The 15,981-nt window shown below is 61.8% G+C and carries 15 protein-coding genes; 8 read left to right on the top strand and 7 right to left on the bottom strand.

The window, feature by feature from the left end; translation table 11 throughout:
- The first annotated feature begins 110 nt into the window (after positions 1 to 110).
- The 6 genes from BMZ70_RS01915 to BMZ70_RS01890 all read left to right on the top strand — a co-directional run bounded on the left by BMZ70_RS01915 (position 111) and on the right by BMZ70_RS01890 (position 6,432).
- A complete protein-coding gene (locus tag BMZ70_RS01915) occupies positions 111 to 896 on the top strand; it encodes a MipA/OmpV family protein (protein ID WP_092269178.1) in 786 nt (261 codons plus the stop codon).
- 42 nt (positions 897 to 938) lie between these two features.
- The gene (locus tag BMZ70_RS01910; RefSeq protein ID WP_092269175.1) at positions 939 to 1,817 is read left to right on the top strand and encodes a CPBP family intramembrane glutamic endopeptidase; all 879 of its coding nucleotides are present in this window, start codon (positions 939 to 941) and stop codon (positions 1,815 to 1,817) included.
- Complete coding sequence (locus BMZ70_RS01905; protein ID WP_229205256.1) at positions 1,810 to 3,699, top strand: AI-2E family transporter; 1,890 nt, start codon at positions 1,810 to 1,812, stop codon at positions 3,697 to 3,699. Before BMZ70_RS01910 ends, BMZ70_RS01905 begins: the two co-directional genes overlap by 8 nt.
- Positions 3,696 to 4,895: a gamma subclass chorismate mutase AroQ gene (gene aroQ / locus BMZ70_RS29070; protein WP_092269169.1), complete on the top strand. Its 1,200-nt coding sequence runs from the start codon at positions 3,696 to 3,698 to the stop codon at positions 4,893 to 4,895. Before BMZ70_RS01905 ends, aroQ begins: the two co-directional genes overlap by 4 nt.
- 307 nt (positions 4,896 to 5,202) lie before the next feature.
- Entirely contained in the window at positions 5,203 to 5,475 is a 273-nt protein-coding gene (locus BMZ70_RS01895) for an acylphosphatase (RefSeq protein ID WP_092277423.1), read from the top strand.
- Between the two features lie 291 nt (positions 5,476 to 5,766).
- Positions 5,767 to 6,432, top strand: coding sequence for a flagellar brake protein (locus BMZ70_RS01890; RefSeq protein ID WP_229205255.1), 666 nt, complete (start codon positions 5,767 to 5,769; stop codon positions 6,430 to 6,432).
- On the opposite strand, the gene phoR is transcribed toward BMZ70_RS01890, so the two are convergent.
- The 7 genes from phoR to pstS all read right to left on the bottom strand — a co-directional run bounded on the left by phoR (position 6,429) and on the right by pstS (position 13,096).
- Positions 6,429 to 7,742, bottom strand: coding sequence for a phosphate regulon sensor histidine kinase PhoR (gene phoR / locus BMZ70_RS01885; protein WP_092269164.1), 1,314 nt, complete (start codon positions 7,740 to 7,742; stop codon positions 6,429 to 6,431). The genes BMZ70_RS01890 and phoR overlap by 4 nt on opposite strands.
- Before the next feature lie 7 nt (positions 7,743 to 7,749).
- On the bottom strand, positions 7,750 to 8,442 hold the full coding sequence (gene phoB, locus BMZ70_RS01880; protein WP_092269161.1) for a phosphate regulon transcriptional regulator PhoB: 693 nt from the start codon (positions 8,440 to 8,442) through the stop codon (positions 7,750 to 7,752).
- An 11-nt stretch (positions 8,443 to 8,453) separates the two neighbouring features.
- On the bottom strand, positions 8,454 to 9,167 hold the full coding sequence (gene phoU / locus BMZ70_RS01875; RefSeq protein ID WP_092269158.1) for a phosphate signaling complex protein PhoU: 714 nt from the start codon (positions 9,165 to 9,167) through the stop codon (positions 8,454 to 8,456).
- A gap of 36 nt (positions 9,168 to 9,203) precedes the next feature.
- Entirely contained in the window at positions 9,204 to 10,007 is an 804-nt protein-coding gene (pstB, locus tag BMZ70_RS01870; protein WP_229205254.1) for a phosphate ABC transporter ATP-binding protein PstB, read from the bottom strand.
- A gap of 22 nt (positions 10,008 to 10,029) precedes the next feature.
- The gene (gene pstA, locus BMZ70_RS01865; RefSeq protein WP_092269155.1) at positions 10,030 to 10,902 is read right to left on the bottom strand and encodes a phosphate ABC transporter permease PstA; all 873 of its coding nucleotides are present in this window, start codon (positions 10,900 to 10,902) and stop codon (positions 10,030 to 10,032) included.
- On the bottom strand, positions 10,902 to 11,855 hold the full coding sequence (gene pstC / locus BMZ70_RS01860; RefSeq protein ID WP_373922509.1) for a phosphate ABC transporter permease subunit PstC: 954 nt from the start codon (positions 11,853 to 11,855) through the stop codon (positions 10,902 to 10,904). The genes pstA and pstC overlap by 1 nt, the downstream gene beginning before the upstream one ends.
- A 194-nt stretch (positions 11,856 to 12,049) precedes the next feature.
- Positions 12,050 to 13,096, bottom strand: coding sequence for a phosphate ABC transporter substrate-binding protein PstS (pstS, locus tag BMZ70_RS01855; RefSeq protein ID WP_092269149.1), 1,047 nt, complete (start codon positions 13,094 to 13,096; stop codon positions 12,050 to 12,052).
- Between the two features lie 238 nt (positions 13,097 to 13,334).
- Here pstS and ppk1 point away from each other — a divergent pair, with 238 nt between their 5' ends.
- On the top strand, positions 13,335 to 15,431 hold the full coding sequence (gene ppk1, locus BMZ70_RS01850) for a polyphosphate kinase 1 (RefSeq protein ID WP_092269146.1): 2,097 nt from the start codon (positions 13,335 to 13,337) through the stop codon (positions 15,429 to 15,431).
- Between the two features lie 2 nt (positions 15,432 to 15,433).
- Positions 15,434 to 15,901, top strand: a complete 468-nt coding sequence (gene sixA / locus BMZ70_RS01845; protein ID WP_092269144.1) for a phosphohistidine phosphatase SixA — start codon at positions 15,434 to 15,436, stop codon at positions 15,899 to 15,901.
- Positions 15,902 to 15,981: the final 80 nt, after the last annotated feature.

Raw genomic sequence — 15,981 nt, 5'->3', positions numbered from 1 at the left:
AAAGCGATACCAAAGATTTCAGCACATGATACTTCAGCGGCAGCGATGGCGGCGGCCGGTAATAGCTGGGACACTTGCGCCCGTCTAAAACCACACCAAGGGAGTCCATCATGCGCCACCTCATCTCGTTTGCCCTGCTATCGATTTGCGCCTTCAGCGGCAAGAGCTTTGCCGAAGACGCCAAACCGGCGCCATCCGGCGACAGCTTCAGCGCCGGCATCGGCCTGGCCTACGTGCCGGAATATGCGGGCGCCGACAAGAGCCGCGTGCTGCCGCTGCCTTTCCTTGAGCGCACTTACGCCAGCGGCGTATTCCTCAGCACCCAGCGAGGCATCGGCTACGAAACCACGGTTGGCGATTTCAAACTGAGCGCAGCACTGGGCTACGGCGGCGGGCGCGAGGACCACAAGAGGAATTACTTCTCCGGCTCGGATGCGCTGAAGGGCATGGGCAAGATTGACGGTTCGGCGCAGGCAGTACTGAGCGTGGGTTACCAGCTCGGCTCGGTCGGTCTGGACTTCACCACCAGGCAGAACATCAACCATCGCGAGTACGGCAACACCTACGCCATCAGCGCCAACACGCCGCTGTACAGCGACAGCAGCGACCAAATTGGCTTCGGCATGTCCGCAACCTACGGCGACAACAAGCACATGCAAACCTACTACGGCGTGACGGCCCGGCAAGCCCTCTACTCCGGCTACCGCACCTACACCGCCAAGGCCGGCTTCGAGAACGTCACGGCCGGCATCAACTGGAACCACGTGCTCGATGCGAAGTGGTCGGTGCACAGCGGCCTGGGCATCAACCGCCTGACCTCGGACGCGGCCGACAGCCCGCTCACCAAGCGCAAGACCACGCCAATGGTCATGACTGCGCTGATCTACAAGTTTTAAGCTGCCTTGGAGTATCATTGACGAAAACTCATCGTTGAATCAATGACACTCCAACTCCCCGCCTTCCTCTTCCTGGCTTTCGCCCTGTGCTCCGTCTGGATGCGGCCGCTGCCGATAGGCCGCCGCGCCGTACCGCTGTGGCTGCTGTTGTTCGTGATGGCGATGGCTTGGGGATTGGTCGGCGGCGTGCTCGATCCGGTGGCCATCAGCGCGCTGGTGGTGCTGGGCGGCGCGGCCTATGGCTGCGGCCACGCGCCGCGCGGCTGGCTGCGCGGCGCCTATGGCGTGCTGGCCGGCGTGCTGGCGTTGGCGCTGGCCATGCACAAGCTGCCGGGCTTTCGCAATCCACTGCTGCTGGACCGCGTGGTGCTGTCGGACGGCGCCGCGCCATTCACGCTGTACGCCAATTTCGACAAGGGCGCGGTCGGGCTGGTGCTGCTGGCTCTGCTGTGCCGCCGCGTGACGTCGTGGGCTGAACTGCGCGATGTGCTGCGCCGAACCTTGCCGGTGCTGGTGCTGACAGTCGCGGCCACGCTGGGCATTGCGCTGGCATTGGATGTGGTCGGCATCGATGCCAAACTGCCGCAGCATGCGCTGCTGTTCATCAGTGTCAACCTGCTGTTTACCGTGGTGGCGGAGGAAGCATTCTTCCGTGGCTTCGTGCAGGCGCGGCTGGCGTGCGCGCTGGCCCGCTTCAGCTGGGGGCCGTGGCTGGCGGTGGCCGTGTCGGCACTGCTGTTCGGCGCGGCGCACCTCGGCGGCGGCGTGCAATATGGCATACTCGCTGCCATTGCCGGTCTCGGCTACGCCTGGGCTTACCAGCGCACGCAACGCATCGAGGCCGCCATCTTGGTACACATCGCGCTGAACGCGGTGCATTTTATTGGTTTTACTTATCCGGCCAGGTTACACGGTGTCTGACTCGCTTACTTCCCGCACTCTGCCGAGCGCCGTCGCCGGCCTCGTCGGCACCGCCACGGTGCTCGCCCTGCTCTACTTCGGCCGCGACGTGCTGATCCCCATCACGCTGGCCTTCATCCTCAGCTTCCTGATTGCGCCGTTCGTGCGGGCCCTGCGCCACCTCGGCCTCGGGCAGACGACCTCGGTCTGCACCGGCGTGCTGGTGGTGACCGTGACGCTGCTGGCCATCGGCGCGGTGATCGTGCAGCAAGTCGGCGTGATGGGCGCGAGCCTGCCCAAGTACCAGGACACCATCGCCGCCAAGATTGAAACGCTGGATGAACTGACGCGCGGCACCATCGGCAGCCTGGGCGGACCGGCCGGGCAATTGATCGAACACTTCACCTCGGACAGCGTCGGCGGCAGCGGCGCGCAGCCGGTGCAGCTCAGCGACGGCAGCGTGAAGACGCCGGTACTGGTGGAAATCCACGAGCCGGCGCTGAAGCCATTCCAGCTGCTGGCCAAGATCGTCGCGTCCGTGTGGCCGCCGCTGGAAACGGCGGGCATCGTGTTTGTGGTGCTGATCTTCGTGCTGCTGGAACATGAATCACTGCGCGACCGCTTCATCCGGCTGGCTGGCGGCGGCGATTTGCGCGCCACCACCATCGCCGTCAACGACGCCGGCGAGCGGTTGTCGCGCTTCTTCATCTCGCAGTTCCTGGTGAACATGGCGACCGGGCTGGCGGTGTGGCTGGGCCTGGGCTTGCTGGGCCTCGGCCAGGCGCTGCTGTGGGGCACTATGACCGCCGTGCTGCGTTTCATCCCCTACGTCGGCGTGTGGATGGCGGCCCTGTGCGCCACCTTGCTGGCGGCGGCCGTGGATCCGGGCTGGTCGCTGGCCTTGATGACGCTAGGCTTGTTCCTCGCCGTCGAGATCATCGTCGCGCAAACTATCGAGCCAAAGCTGTATGGGCATACCACGGGCATGTCGCCGCTGTCGGTGGTGGTGTCGGCGATTTTCTGGAGCTGGATCTGGGGACCGGTGGGCCTGGTGCTGTCGACGCCGCTGACATTGTGCCTGGTGGTGGCCGGCCGCTATATCCGTGCTTTGAAGGTGCTCGAGATTATGTTCGGCGAACTGCCGGCGCTGACCATGCCGCAGAATTTCTACCAGCGCGCGCTATCGGGTGACGCGCATGAAATCATCACCAGCGCCAAGCGCTACATGCAGCACAAATCGCTGGCCGAATATTGCGACGGCGTGCTGCTGCCGGCGCTGCACCTCGCGCATTTCGACCTGAAGGACAGCACCATCACGCCGGATGAAGAGGAAAAAGTCACCTCCTCCGTCATCTCCGTGATTGAAGCGCTAAGCGGCAATCCGAAGTGGTGGAAGAAACGCAAGCGCAGCAGCGTGCTGGCCGGTGGCGGCATTGGGCGCCAGCTGCGCGAGCGGCGCATCTCCGATACCGGCGAGTGGCAAGGCTCGTTCGACGTGCCCGCAGGTAGCGTGGTGCTGAGCATCGGCTTGGGCACCGGTTCCGCCGAGCTGGCGACCGAGATTCTGGTGCGCATCCTGCGCGAGCAAAAAATCGACGCGCGCAGCATGAGCTACGAAGACCTCGACAAGCCAACGCCGCCGGAAGCCTCGCCCGAGCTGGTGTCGGTGGTCTGCCTGGTCAGCGTGAATCCACTGCAGGATTGCGCGCTGATGACGCAAGCCTTGGCACGCATGAAGCACGACCTGCCGCACTGCAAACAGTTCGCCCTGTTGCTGCCTAGTCCGTTTGAAAATGCGGACCTGAAGACCTGCGTCTTCCCGGCCGCCGACCACGTCTCGCGCTCCTATGACGACGCCCTGCACAGCCTGCAAAAGGCGATGAAAGGCCGCACCACCTTATGAAGCTGCTGATCTTGCTCGGCGCCCTGCTGGCGGCGCTGCCCGCTTCGGCCCAGACCAGGCTCGACGACATCCACGCGCGCGGCGTGCTGCGGGTGGGCAGCACAGGTGATTACAAACCGTTCAGCTATCGGACCGGTGCCGAGTTCATCGGCCTGGATGTGGAACTGGCGGGCGAACTGGCGCAGGCGATGGGCGTGAAGCTGGTCATCGTGCCGACCAGCTGGCCGACGCTGATGAGCGACTTCAACGCCGGCCAATTCGATATCGCGCTGAGTGGCGTATCGGTGACGGCGGAGCGGCAGAAGCAGGCCTACTTCTCGGTCAGCTACCTGCGCGACGGCAAGACCCCGATCACGCGCTGCGGCAACGAGGCGCGCTTCCAGACGCTGGAACAAATCAACCAGCCGGGCGTGCGCCTGATCGTCAATCCCGGCGGCACCAACGAGCGTTTCGCCCGCAGCTACGCGCCGCAAGCGCAGTTGACCGTGTATCCGGACAACGTCAGCATCTTCGGCCAGATCGTCGCCGGCGCGGCCGACCTGATGATCACCGACGCCATCGAAACGCGGCTGCAGCAGCGCCTGCATCCGCAGCTATGCGCGGTGCATCCAGAACGGCCATTCGACAGCGCAGAGAAAGCCATCCTGCTGCCGCGCGACGACGCCTTCAAAGCCTACGTCGACCAATGGCTGGGACAGCGTCTTGCGAACGGCAGCGTGCGCAAGCAACTCGAGCGCTGGCTGGCATTTGCGTGGAACCTGGAACCGCTGCGGCAAGCCATCGACCAGCGCCTGCTGCTGGCGCCTGCCGTCGCCCGCGCCAAGTGGAATGTGCAAGCGCCGATCGAAGACCTGCCGCGCGAAGCGCAAGTCATCGCCGCAGCGGTGCAGCAAGGCCGCGCGCTGGGCTTGGAGGATGCGTGGGTCGAAGCCGTCTTCAAAGCGCAGATCGAAGCCTCCAAAACCATCCAGCGCGAACTGTACGCGCAATGGCGCCGCGAACAAGCCGGCCACTTCAGCGACGCGCCCGACCTGGCCAAGACCATCCGTCCGGAGCTGGACCGCATCACGACCCAACTCCTGCGCGCCTTGGCCGACAACCAGGCGGTCTTGAAGAGCGCAGCAAACAACATGCGTCCGCTAGAAGCCGCGGCCCTCAGCGCCACCGCCGCCGCACAAGCACTAGCGCCGTTCTAGCAATTCAGGGTCAGCTCTGTCATTTGGACACGCATGCACTCTATTTGAGAAATATCAATGTATTCTGCGGGATGCACTCCACAGCGGATCTTGACGAATGCTTTGATATTTCTCAAATATTCTTCGTGACTGTCCAAATGACAGAGCTGACCCTGAATTTAAGCCGCTGGATTTGAGCCTATTTGCCTCGTTCCTGGGCAATGCGTTTGCGTCATGCGCTTGCGCGCCACCGATTGCGACTGCCAGGGCCAGCAATACTTTAGCAATATCCCTGTCGGCAGGGGGAAACTACGCTTTGGAGATTGTCATGGCTAAACGGTTGCTGATTACAGGATTGGTGCAAGGCGTGGGCTACCGCGCTTCGTTTGAACGGCAAGCTGTGGCGCTCGGTTTGCGCGGCTGGGTGCGCAATCGGCGTGATGGGTCGGTGGAGGCGGAGGTGGATGGCGATGCCGCTGCAGTGGAAGGCATCATCGATTGGGCTCGCAAAGGGCCGCCCGCTTCCCGCGTGGACCATGTTGTTACCGAGGAAGCCGCGCCCTCGTCCGAGAAGGTGTTTAAGATTCTGTCAACGCTATAGCACTCTCGTCCTGGACATACACGCCCAATAAACGTCATTGTGCTTTCCTGGCAACACCGTGTGTTGTAAGCATAACTCATGCTTGACAGTGGGGATTTCCCGTCATCTAAAATTGGTTGCCATTTGGAAAAACTCGGCCTATGATGAAGTCATAACAGGACCCAAACAACGTCTGAGACACACTATATTATGACGCTCCATGAGCCCCATGCCCTTCTGGTCCGAAAAGGACCACCGCGGCCACAAGACGCGATAGCGCCGTTCACGGCGCAGCCAGACAACTCGTTTGAAATGACTACCGAGGACGAGATTGGCGATGCGTTCACCCTGCTGGCCGAGCACGGCGACGCCATTTCGATGTACGCGCCCGGCAGCCGCGAGCCGATTTTCGGCCGCATCCTGTCGGTCGATCCCGAACAGCCGCATTTTGTGATGGAGTTGAACGAGGGCTCCGCCCTGCCCTCCGGTAAGATCACCTTTGTTACCACCCTGCGCTCGGCCAAGCTGCAATTCCGCTTGTCCAAGGAGGACTGGAACCCGCTTCCCGGCCAGCCACTGCACATCCCGATGGTGTTCCCGGAAACCTGCACGGTGCTGAACCGGCGCGGCACCGAGCGGCTGGAAACGCCGCTGGGCATCACCTGCACGGCCGAGTTTGCCGTGAGCGAAACCAACTTCCACGAGTTGCCGGTCTACGATATTTCCCTAGGCGGACTCGGCATGCACTGCTCGAAGGCCCGTGCCAAGGGCTTGATCAAGGGCCGCAAGCTGCATGACGTGGTGCTGGAAATGGGCGAGATCACGATCGAAGTCGCCGAAATGGAAATCCGCTATACCCGCGCCTTCCGCTCATTCCTGGCCGGTGAGCAGCTCCATCTGGGCTGCATGTTCACCAAGTTGACGCCGGAAGCGACCAGCAAAATCCAGAACGTGCTGCACCAGATCGCCAATCCTTAGTTGAGCGCCAGCTCCGGCTGTTGCGCCACGACGGCGGTTTTAGGTACGCAGACGATGAAGGTACTGCCCTTCCCGGCTTCCGATTTGATCTGCAGGGTGCTGCCGTGGCGCAGCAGCACGTGCTTGACGATCGCCAATCCCAGCCCGGTACCCTGCGTTTCGCGCGAACGGCTCTTGTCGACCCGGTAGAAACGCTCGGTCAGGCGCGAGATGTGTTCCGGGCTGATGCCGATGCCGGTGTCTTCCACCATGAACTTGGCGCCGCCCTCGTATTCCTTCCACACCAAGTGGATCTTGCCGCCCGCCGGGGTGTAGCGCACCGCGTTCGAGGCCAGGTTGCCGAAGGCGCTGTGCAGTTCTTCGTACGAACCCAGCACATCCGGGCCGCGCACTTCCATCGTGATCTCGTGCTTGCCCGAGGACAGCGCGCGCGCTTCGCGCAGCAGCTGGTCCATCAGCTTGCCCACGTCCACCGGATCGGGCCGCATCGGGTAGTCCACCGATTCCAGACGCGACAGGGTCAGCATGTCCTCGATCAGGTGTTGCATGCGGTGGCCCTGTTCGGTCATCAGCTTCAGGTGGGCGGCGCGGGTGGCCGCATCCAGCCCTTCCTGCGCGGCGATTTCCAGGAAGCCGACGATCACGGTCAGCGGCGTGCGCAGTTCGTGCGAGGCGTTGGCGATGAAGTCGCGCCGCATTTCCTCGATGCGCTCGGTTTCGGTCGCATCGTGCGTCACCAGGATCTGGCGGCGGTTTTCAAACGGGATGATGTGCACGATCAGCTTGCGCTCGCGGAAGCTGATGGTCAGCGGCTGCTCGTAGCGGCCGAGGATGATGTAATCCATGAAGTCGGGATTGCGCACCAGGTTGGTCACGCGCATGCCCTTGTCCCGCTCGTTGCTCAGGCCCAGGTGCTTCTCGGCCGCCGGGTTGCACCATTCAAGGAACAGCACGTCGTCCATGATGGCCACGCCATCGGGCAGCAGGTGCATGGCCTGGCGGAAGCGCGCCAGCCATTCGGTCAGTTCAGTCTGGTTTTTCTCGTCCTCGCGACGCATGCGGTACAGGCGCGAGAAGATGTTGGTCCACTCGCCCCAGCCGTCAGGCAGCTTGGCGCTTTGCGGGTCGTCCATCCAGTTGCTGAGCTGGTAGAGGTAGGACAGCTGCGTGAATACCAGCGCCAGCATGGCGATCAACGCCAGGATCAGTCCATTGACCCAGCCGAACATCCAGCCGCCCAGCGCGCACGCCGCCAGGATCACGGCGGTGCGCAGCGCGGCCGGCACCCAGAACACCAGTTTTGGATTCATGTGAAACTCAGGTTTTTTCCGACAGCATGTAGCCTACACTACGCACGGTTTTGATCAAGTGCTCGGCCTCTTTCAAGGCTTTGCGCAGACGCAGCACATGCACGTCGACGGTACGCTCTTCGATCACCACGTGATCGCCCCACACTTTGTCCAGCAACTGGCTGCGCGAGAACACGCGTTCCGGATGCGCCAGCAAAAACTTCAGCAGCTTGTACTCGGCGTGGCCGATGTCGATCTTTTGCTCGTTCATCGACACGGTGCAGCTGACCGGGTCCAGCATGATGTTGGCCGCGCGCATGGTTTCCTGCGCGTGCTCCGGCGCCTTGCGGCGTAACAGGGCTTTGGCGCGGGCCAGCAGTTCGCGTGGCGAGAACGGCTTGGTGACGTAGTCGTCGGCGCCGGTGTTGAGGCCGGCCAGCTTGTCCTCTTCCATGCTCTTGGCGGTCAGCATGATGACCGGGATGTCGTTGAACTGACGATCCGAGCGGATGCGCGACAGCAGGCGGATGCCGGTCGAATCCGGCAGCATCCAGTCCAGCAAAATCAGTTGCGGGGTCTTGGTCTGGATGAAGTCCCAGGCCTCGCCCGCGCTTTGCACGTTGCAGCAGTTCCAGCCTGCTTCGCGCAGGGAAAACGTCACCAGCTCGACAATCGCCGGCTCGTCTTCAACAATCAATACGGTGGTTTTATCAGATGCCATTTATTTTTACGTTACTTAGCTTGCTCAGGCTCGTCTTCAGGCAGCGGCACGGTCTTGGTGTGGCGGATGTCCTTGCCTTCCACCACGTAGATGACGTATTCCGCAATGTTCTTGGCGTGGTCGCCAATGCGCTCGATGGCCTTGGCCACCCACAGGGTGTCCAGCGCGGCCGAGATGGTACGCGGATCTTCCATCATGAAAGTAATCAGATTGCGCATGATCGAACGGAATTCGTGGTCGATCACGGCGTCTTGCGCGATCAGCTGCAGCGCCTGCTTGCCGTCGTTGCGGGCGAAGGCGTCCAGCGCGTCGTGCAGCATGTCGCTGGTGTTGTTGGCGATGCCGCGCACCATCTCGTAGTGGTTGACGGTCACCGCGCCGCGCGCGTGCAACTGCTTGGCCGTGCGGGCGATCTTGGTGGCTTCGTCGCCGATGCGCTCCAGGTCGGTAATCACCTTGATGGTGGCCATGATGGTGCGCAGGTCGTTGGCGGCCGGCTGGCGGCGCACGATCAGGTGGCTGCACTGGTCGTCCAGTTGCACTTCCAGCTGGTTGACGGTGTCGTCCTCGCGCATCACGCGGTCGGCGCGCTCGGCGTTACCGATGCGGAAGCAGGTCATGGCGTCGAGGAATTGGGTCTCGACGATGCCGCCCATCAGCAGCACTTTGCTGCGGATGGCTTCCAGTTCGTTGTCGTACTGTTTGGATGAATGTTCACCGATCATGCTGCACTCCAATTGTAGATACTATTATAAGATGGATCAGCCGAAACGGCCGGTGATGTAATCCTGGGTTTCCTTGCGGGCTGGATTCATGAAGATCTGGTCGGTCTCGCCGAATTCCACCAGCTCACCCAGGTACATGTAGGCGGTGTAGTCCGAGCAACGGGCGGCCTGCTGCATGTTGTGGGTCACGATGGCGATGGTGTAGTCCTGCTTCAGCTCGGAGATCAGCTCTTCCACTTTCGAGGTCGAGATCGGATCCAGCGCCGAGGTCGGCTCATCCAGCAGCAGCACGTCCGGTTTCACCGCCACGCCGCGCGCGATGCACAGGCGCTGTTGCTGGCCGCCCGACAGCGACAGGCCGCTCTTGCCCAGCTTGTCCTTGACTTCGGTCCACAGCGCGGCTTTCTTCAGCGCCCATTCCACGCGCTCGTCCATCTCGCCTTTTGACAGGTCTTCGTACAGGCGCACGCCGAACGCGATGTTGTCGTAGATCGACATCGGGAACGGGGTCGGCTTCTGGAACACCATGCCGACTTTGGCACGCAGCATGTTCAGATCCTGGCCGCCTTCGAGGATGTTACGGCCGCGGTACATGATCGAACCTTCGGCGCGCTGGCCTGGGTACAGGTCGTACATGCGGTTCAAGGTGCGCAGCAGGGTCGACTTGCCGCAGCCCGACGGGCCGATGAAGGCGGTCACTTGTTTTTCGTGGATGTCCAGGCTGACGTTGTGCAGGCTCTGGGTTTTACCGTAGAAGAAGTTCAGGCCCGAAATTTCGATGGTCTTGCGCTTGCCTTGGTTCATGGCGATGACGTTTTCTTGGCTCAGTTGCGTATTCATTGTATGGATTCGCTTTATCTAATTAATTCGGGGCTTTTTGGGCAAACACGGTGCGCGAGATGATGTTCAAGGCCAGCACGCTGAAGGTCACCAGCAGTGCGCCGCCCCACGCGAGGTCGCGCCAGTTGTCGTAAGGGCTCATGGCGAAGCCGTAGATCACGACCGGCAGGTTGGCCATCGGCGCGTTCATGTCGGCGCTGAAGAACTGGTTGTTCAGGGCGGTGAACAGCAGCGGCGCGGTCTCGCCGGAGACGCGGGCCACGGCCAGCAGCACGCCGGTGATGACGCCGGCTTTAACAGCGCGCAGGCGCACCATCATCGCGACTTTCCAGCGCGGCGCGCCCAGCGCGAAGGCGGCTTCCAGCAGGCTGTTCGGCACCAGGCGCAGCATATTGTCGGTAGTGCGCACCACCACCGGCACCGCGATCAGCGCCAGCGCGATGGAGCCGGCGTAACCGGAGTAGTGCTTGGTGGTGGCCACGTACAAGGCCCACACGAACATACCGATCACGATCGATGGCGCCGACAGCATGATGTCGGTCACGAAGCGGGTGATGCTGGCGATCTTGTTTTCTTCGCCGTACTCGGCCAGGTAGATGCCGGCCAGGATGCCGATCGGGGTCGAGATCAGGGTCGACAGGCCCACAATCATCAGGCTGCCGACGATGGCGTTGATCAGGCCACCACCTTCACTGCCCGGCGCCGGCGTGGTTTGGGTGAACATATTGATGCTCAGTGCGCCGAAGCCTTTGACCAGCAGGGTGATCAGGATCCACGCCAGCACCAGCAGGCCGACCGACATGGCGGCCACCGACAGCGCGATGCCGATGCGGTGCATCAGCAGACGCTTGCAGTACACCGGATTCATCGCGGCTTTTTCCAGAGTTGCGCTCATTATTTGACGCCTTCCTTGCGAGACATGCCAGCCAGCATCAGCTTGGCGGCGGACAGAACGATAAAGGTGATCACGAACAGAATCAGCGCCAGTGCGAACAGCGACGAGGTGTGCAGCACGGTATCCGATTCGGCAAATTCATTGGCCAGCGTCGAGGCGATCGAGTTACCGGCAGCGAACAGCGAGAACGACAGCTTGTTGGCGTTGCCGATCACGAAGGTCACGGCCATCGTTTCGCCCAGCGCGCGGCCCAGGCCCAGCATCACGCCGCCGACCACGCCGGTCTTGGTGTAAGGCAGCACGATCTTGCGCACCACTTCCCAGCGGGTGCACCCCAGGCCGTAGGCCGATTCCTTCAGCACAGCCGGGACGATCTCGAACACGTCGCGCATCACCGAGGAGATGAACGGGATGATCATCACCGCCAGGATCAAGGCGGCGGTCAGGATGCCGATACCCATCGTCGGACCGCTGAAGAACTGGCCGATCAGCGGCAGCTGGCCGATGGTGTGTTTCAGGAACGGCTGCACGTAGTCGCCGAACAGCGGCGCGAACACGAACAGGCCCCACATGCCGTAGATGATCGATGGAATACCTGCCAGCAGTTCCACCGCCGTGCCCAGCGGACGGCGCAGGCTGGCCGGACAGATCTCGGTCAGGAACAGGGCGATGCCGAACGACACCGGGAAGGCGATCAGCAGCGCGATGCCGGAGGTGGCCAGGGTGCCGACGATGGCGATCATGGCGCCGTACTGGTCGTTGACCGGATCCCACTCGACGGTGGTGATGAAGGCCGGGCCAAACTCCTTGAAGGCCGGCCAGGCGCCGACCATCAGCGAGATGATAATCCCCAGCAGCACCGCCAGCACCGACAGCGCGAACAGCATGGTGGTCTTGTGGAAGAAGAAGTCCTGGATGCGCTGGTTGCGCATGACGCGGAGCATGTTGTGCATGGCAGCCTGCTCTGCGGCAGTCGCCTGAGCGGTGCTGATGTGCATGGCCGGCTCCGGTTTAGGTAGTGGCGTGGAAGTGATATCTGCGCTCATATTGTTATCTCGGTGGAAGGAAGCTAGCCTGCGGATCCCGGTTGGGCCCCGCAGGCTAACCCCCTCGCCGCCCGACTGAAGGCGGCGAAGGGTGGTCCGGATTAGTAGATGGCTTTGCCCGAAGCGTCTTTCAGGTTAGCTTTCCACGAATCCTGTACCAGCTTCACAACCGATGCCGGCAGTGGAACGTAGTCCAGTTCGGTAGCAGCGGCGCCGCCGTTCTTGAAGGCCCAGTCGAAGAACTTCACGACTTCCTTGCCTTTGTTGGCGTCAGCCTGTGCTTTGTGCATCAGGATGAAGGACACGCCGGTGATCGGCCACGAGTTCTTGCCAGCCTGGTCGGTCAGCACCACGCCGAAGCCTGGGGTCTTGGTCCACTCGGCCGAAGCGGCGGCGGCTTTGAAGAACTCGTCGTCAGGCTGCAGGAAGTTGCCGTCCTTGTTTTTCAGCTGGGTGTGCGACATTTTGTTCTTTTTAGCGTAGGCCCACTCGACGTAGCCGATCGAACCCTTGATACGCTGGACGTTGGCGGCGACGCCTTCGTTGCCCTTGCCGCCCACGCCCACGACCCACTTCACAGCGGTCGAAGCGCCGATCTTGGTTTTGAATTCTGGGCTGGTTTTCGACAGGAAGTCGGTGAACAGGAACGAGGTGCCCGAACCGTCGGCACGGTGCACTACGGTGATGTCGTCGGCTGGCAGCTTCACGCCTGGGTTCAGCACGGCGATGGCCTGGTCATTCCACTTGGTGATCTTGCCCAGGTAGATGTCGGCAACTACCGGGCCGGTCAGTTTCAGCTGGCCTGGGGTCACGCCGTCCAGGTTCACTACGGTCACAACGCCACCCATGATGGCTGGGAACTGCATCAGGCCTTCGGCGTCCAGGTCAGCGGCTGCCAGTGGCATGTCCGATGCGCCGAAGTCCACGGTCTTGGCTTTGATCTGCTTGATGCCAGCGCCCGAACCGACGGACTGGTAGTTCAGGCCGTTGCCGGTAGCGGCTTTGTACGACTCGGCCCACTTGGCGTAGATTGGGTATGGGAAGGTCGCGCCGGCGCCGGTCATATCGGCGGCGTGAGCGGCCGGCGAGAAAGCCATTACAGCTGCTGCGCCAACCACCAGGGAAGAGATCAATTGTTTCAGTCGCATTTCAAGTCCTTTGTTATGACAGGTTAGGATGCTGCGCAGTCTAGCGGGCGAATATGACAGCTTTATGACATAGCCAAAATATTCGCCTCTCCTATGTATATGACATGCGTTTGTCATAATCGGCACCCATTTATGACATGGTTTGTCACGGACTTGTCATAATTGGTCTTTACACTGTTGCAATCATTCTTGCGAAAAGACGCTAGAATGGAATGACTAGCAAAGTGAACAAAAAGACATGAAGCCTGACCTCCATGCGGAAGTAAACAAGAACTCGGCCTTTCTGGACCGGGAGCTGTCGCAACTGATGTTCAACCGCCGGGTGCTGGCGCAAGCCGAGGACAAGCGCATTCCTTTATTGGAGCGCCTGCGTTACCTGTGCATCGCCAGCAGCAACCTCGACGAGTTTTTTGAAGTGCGCGTGGCCAGCCTGCTGGCGGCCGGCGCGGCGGACGGTTCGCTGTCCACCCACCCTGCCCTGGTGGCCACCCTGTCGCGCATCAGCAATGAATGCCACGCGCTGGTGGCGCATCAATATGAACTGCTGAATACCGAAATCCTGCCCGAGATGGCGGCCAACGGCATCCACCTCGTGCGCCACAACGAGCGCAACGATGCGCAGCGCGCCTGGGTCAAGGGATACTTCGACACCGAAGTGCGGCCGCTGCTGACGCCGATCGGCCTCGACCCCGCCCACCCGTTCCCGCAAGTGGTGAACAAGAGCCTGAACTTTATCGTCCAGCTGGGCGGCAAGGATGCGTTCGGGCGCGGCACCGGCATCGCGATTGTGAAAGCGCCGCGCGTGCTGCCGCGCGTGATCCGCCTGCCGGACCATCTGTCGAAGAATGGCGGCATTTCGTTCTGCCTGCTCACCTCGGTAATCCATGCGCATATTTCCGACCTGTTCGCCGGCCGCGAAGTGATCGGCTATTCGCAGTTCCGCGTCACGCGCGACAGCGACCTGTGGGTCGATGAGGATGAAGTGAAGAACCTGCGCCAGGCCTTGAAAGGCGAGCTGGTCGGCCGCCAGTTCGGCGCCTCGGTGCGGTTGGAAGTAGCGAAGAACTGCCCGCCTGAATTGTCGCAATTCCTGCTCGACCAGTTCGGCCTGCACCAGAGCCGGCTGTATGCGGTCAACGGCCCGGTGAACCTGGTGCGTTTGAACGAGATCATGGATCACGTCCACAACCCGGCGCTGCGCTTCCCGCCCTTCTTCCCCGGCTTCGCGCAGAAACCGGGCAGCCCGGATATTTTCGCGGCCTTGCGTGAAAACGATATCCTGCTGCACCACCCTTACCAGTCGTTCCAGACCGTGATCGACTTCATCCGCAGCGCCGCGCACGACCCGAATGTGGTGGCCATCAAGCAGACGATCTACCGCACCGGCATGAACTCGGACCTGATGGAATCGCTGATCGCTGCCGCCAGGGCCGGCAAGGAAGTGACCGTCATCGTGGAGCTGAAGGCGCGCTTCGACGAAGAGGCCAACATCAACTGGGCCGACAAGCTGGAACAGGCCGGCGCGCAAGTGGTGTACGGCGTGGTGGGCCTGAAGACCCACGCCAAGGTCGCGCTGGTGATCCGCCGCGAAGACAACAAGCTGCGCTACTACGCCCACCTCGGCACCGGCAACTACCATCCGACCACCACCAAGTTCTACACCGACTTCGGCCTGCTGACCTGCCACCCCGGCATCGCCCAGGAAGTGAACGAGGTGTTCATCCACCTGACTTCGCTGACCAAGCCGCACCGCCTCACTCACTTGTGGCTGGCGCCGTTCGCGCTGCAGAACGAAATCATCAAGGCTATCCGCAACGAAGCACGCATCGCGCGCGCCGGGCGGCCGGCCCGGATTATTGTTAAAATCAACGCGCTGGTGGACGAATCGGTGATACGCGCGCTGTACGCGGCATCGAAGGACGGCGTCAAGATCGACCTGATCGTGCGCGGCGCCTGCACCCTCAAGCCGGGCGTGCCGGGGCTGTCGGAAAACATCAAGGTCCGCTCGGTGATTGGCCGCTTCCTTGAACACAGCCGCATCTACTACTTCCGCAACGACCTGGCGCACGACACCTATCTCGCCAGTGCCGACTGGATGAGCCGCAATCTGTTCCGCCGCATCGAAGTCGCCTTCCCGATCCTGGACAAGGCGCTGAAACGGCGGGTGCTGGCCGAAGGCCTGAATCCGTACTTGAAGGACAACCAGAACGCCTGGGAGTTGGAAGCGGACGGCCACTACCAGCGCCGCAAGGCGCGCGGCAAGCAAGCCGCCTTCAGCGCCCAGCAGCACCTGATGGAAACGCTAGGCACACCTAACGCCCACCTGGGAGAGTAAGCATGGATCTGATTTTATGGCGCCACGCCGAGGCTGAAGACGCCGGGCCCGGTATGACGGATCTGGAACGGGCGCTGACCGCCAAAGGCCAGAAGCAGGCGCGGCGCATGGGCCAATGGCTCAACTCGCAGCTGGCCGACAGCTGCCGCATCCTGTCCAGCCCTGCCGTGCGCACCCTGCAGACGGTGGAAGCGCTGGGCCGTAAATTCAAGATCCATACCGACCTGGCGCCGGGCGCCGATCCGGCCGACATCCTCAAGGCCGTCAACTGGCCGGGCAACAAGGACTCGGTGCTGGTGGTGGGCCATCAACCAACGCTGGGCCAGGTGGCCTCGATGCTGATGACAGGCGACGATCTGGAGTGGGATATCCGCAAAGCCAGCGCGTGGTGGTTTGCGCAGCGCGAACCGGGCGATCCGCACAGTGTGTATCTAAAAGCGGTGATGGCCGCCGACCTTGTTGTTAAATAGCTTGCAAAGCCAATAGCATCTGCTAAAGTTTAATTGCATCAACTATGAGGGAGGCCATCATGATGTTCACCTTGCTCACA

It is taken from the genome of Duganella sp. CF402, assembly GCF_900109645.1.
Classification (GTDB): domain Bacteria; phylum Pseudomonadota; class Gammaproteobacteria; order Burkholderiales; family Burkholderiaceae_D; genus Rugamonas.
Note: the sequence above shows the minus strand (reverse complement) of the source record. Positions and strands in the feature narration are given on the sequence as shown.

Excerpts from the sequence above, each read along its gene's own strand:
- BMZ70_RS01915 (WP_092269178.1), top strand. The coding sequence starts at position 111 with ATGCGCCACCTCATCTCGTTTGCCCTGCTATCGATTTGCGCCTTCAGC.
- BMZ70_RS01910 (WP_092269175.1), top strand. The coding sequence starts at position 939 with ATGACACTCCAACTCCCCGCCTTCCTCTTCCTGGCTTTCGCCCTGTGC.
- aroQ (WP_092269169.1), top strand. The coding sequence starts at position 3,696 with ATGAAGCTGCTGATCTTGCTCGGCGCCCTGCTGGCGGCGCTGCCCGCT.
- BMZ70_RS01895 (WP_092277423.1), top strand. The coding sequence starts at position 5,203 with ATGGCTAAACGGTTGCTGATTACAGGATTGGTGCAAGGCGTGGGCTAC.
- BMZ70_RS01890 (WP_229205255.1), top strand. The coding sequence starts at position 5,767 with ATGACTACCGAGGACGAGATTGGCGATGCGTTCACCCTGCTGGCCGAG.
- phoR (WP_092269164.1), bottom strand. The coding sequence starts at position 7,742 with ATGAATCCAAAACTGGTGTTCTGGGTGCCGGCCGCGCTGCGCACCGCC.
- phoB (WP_092269161.1), bottom strand. The coding sequence starts at position 8,442 with ATGGCATCTGATAAAACCACCGTATTGATTGTTGAAGACGAGCCGGCG.
- phoU (WP_092269158.1), bottom strand. The coding sequence starts at position 9,167 with ATGATCGGTGAACATTCATCCAAACAGTACGACAACGAACTGGAAGCC.
- pstB (WP_229205254.1), bottom strand. The coding sequence starts at position 10,007 with ATGAATACGCAACTGAGCCAAGAAAACGTCATCGCCATGAACCAAGGC.
- pstA (WP_092269155.1), bottom strand. The coding sequence starts at position 10,902 with ATGAGCGCAACTCTGGAAAAAGCCGCGATGAATCCGGTGTACTGCAAG.
- pstC (WP_373922509.1), bottom strand. The coding sequence starts at position 11,855 with ATGCACAACATGCTCCGCGTCATGCGCAACCAGCGCATCCAGGACTTC.
- pstS (WP_092269149.1), bottom strand. The coding sequence starts at position 13,096 with ATGCGACTGAAACAATTGATCTCTTCCCTGGTGGTTGGCGCAGCAGCT.
- ppk1 (WP_092269146.1), top strand. The coding sequence starts at position 13,335 with ATGAAGCCTGACCTCCATGCGGAAGTAAACAAGAACTCGGCCTTTCTG.
- sixA (WP_092269144.1), top strand. The coding sequence starts at position 15,434 with ATGGATCTGATTTTATGGCGCCACGCCGAGGCTGAAGACGCCGGGCCC.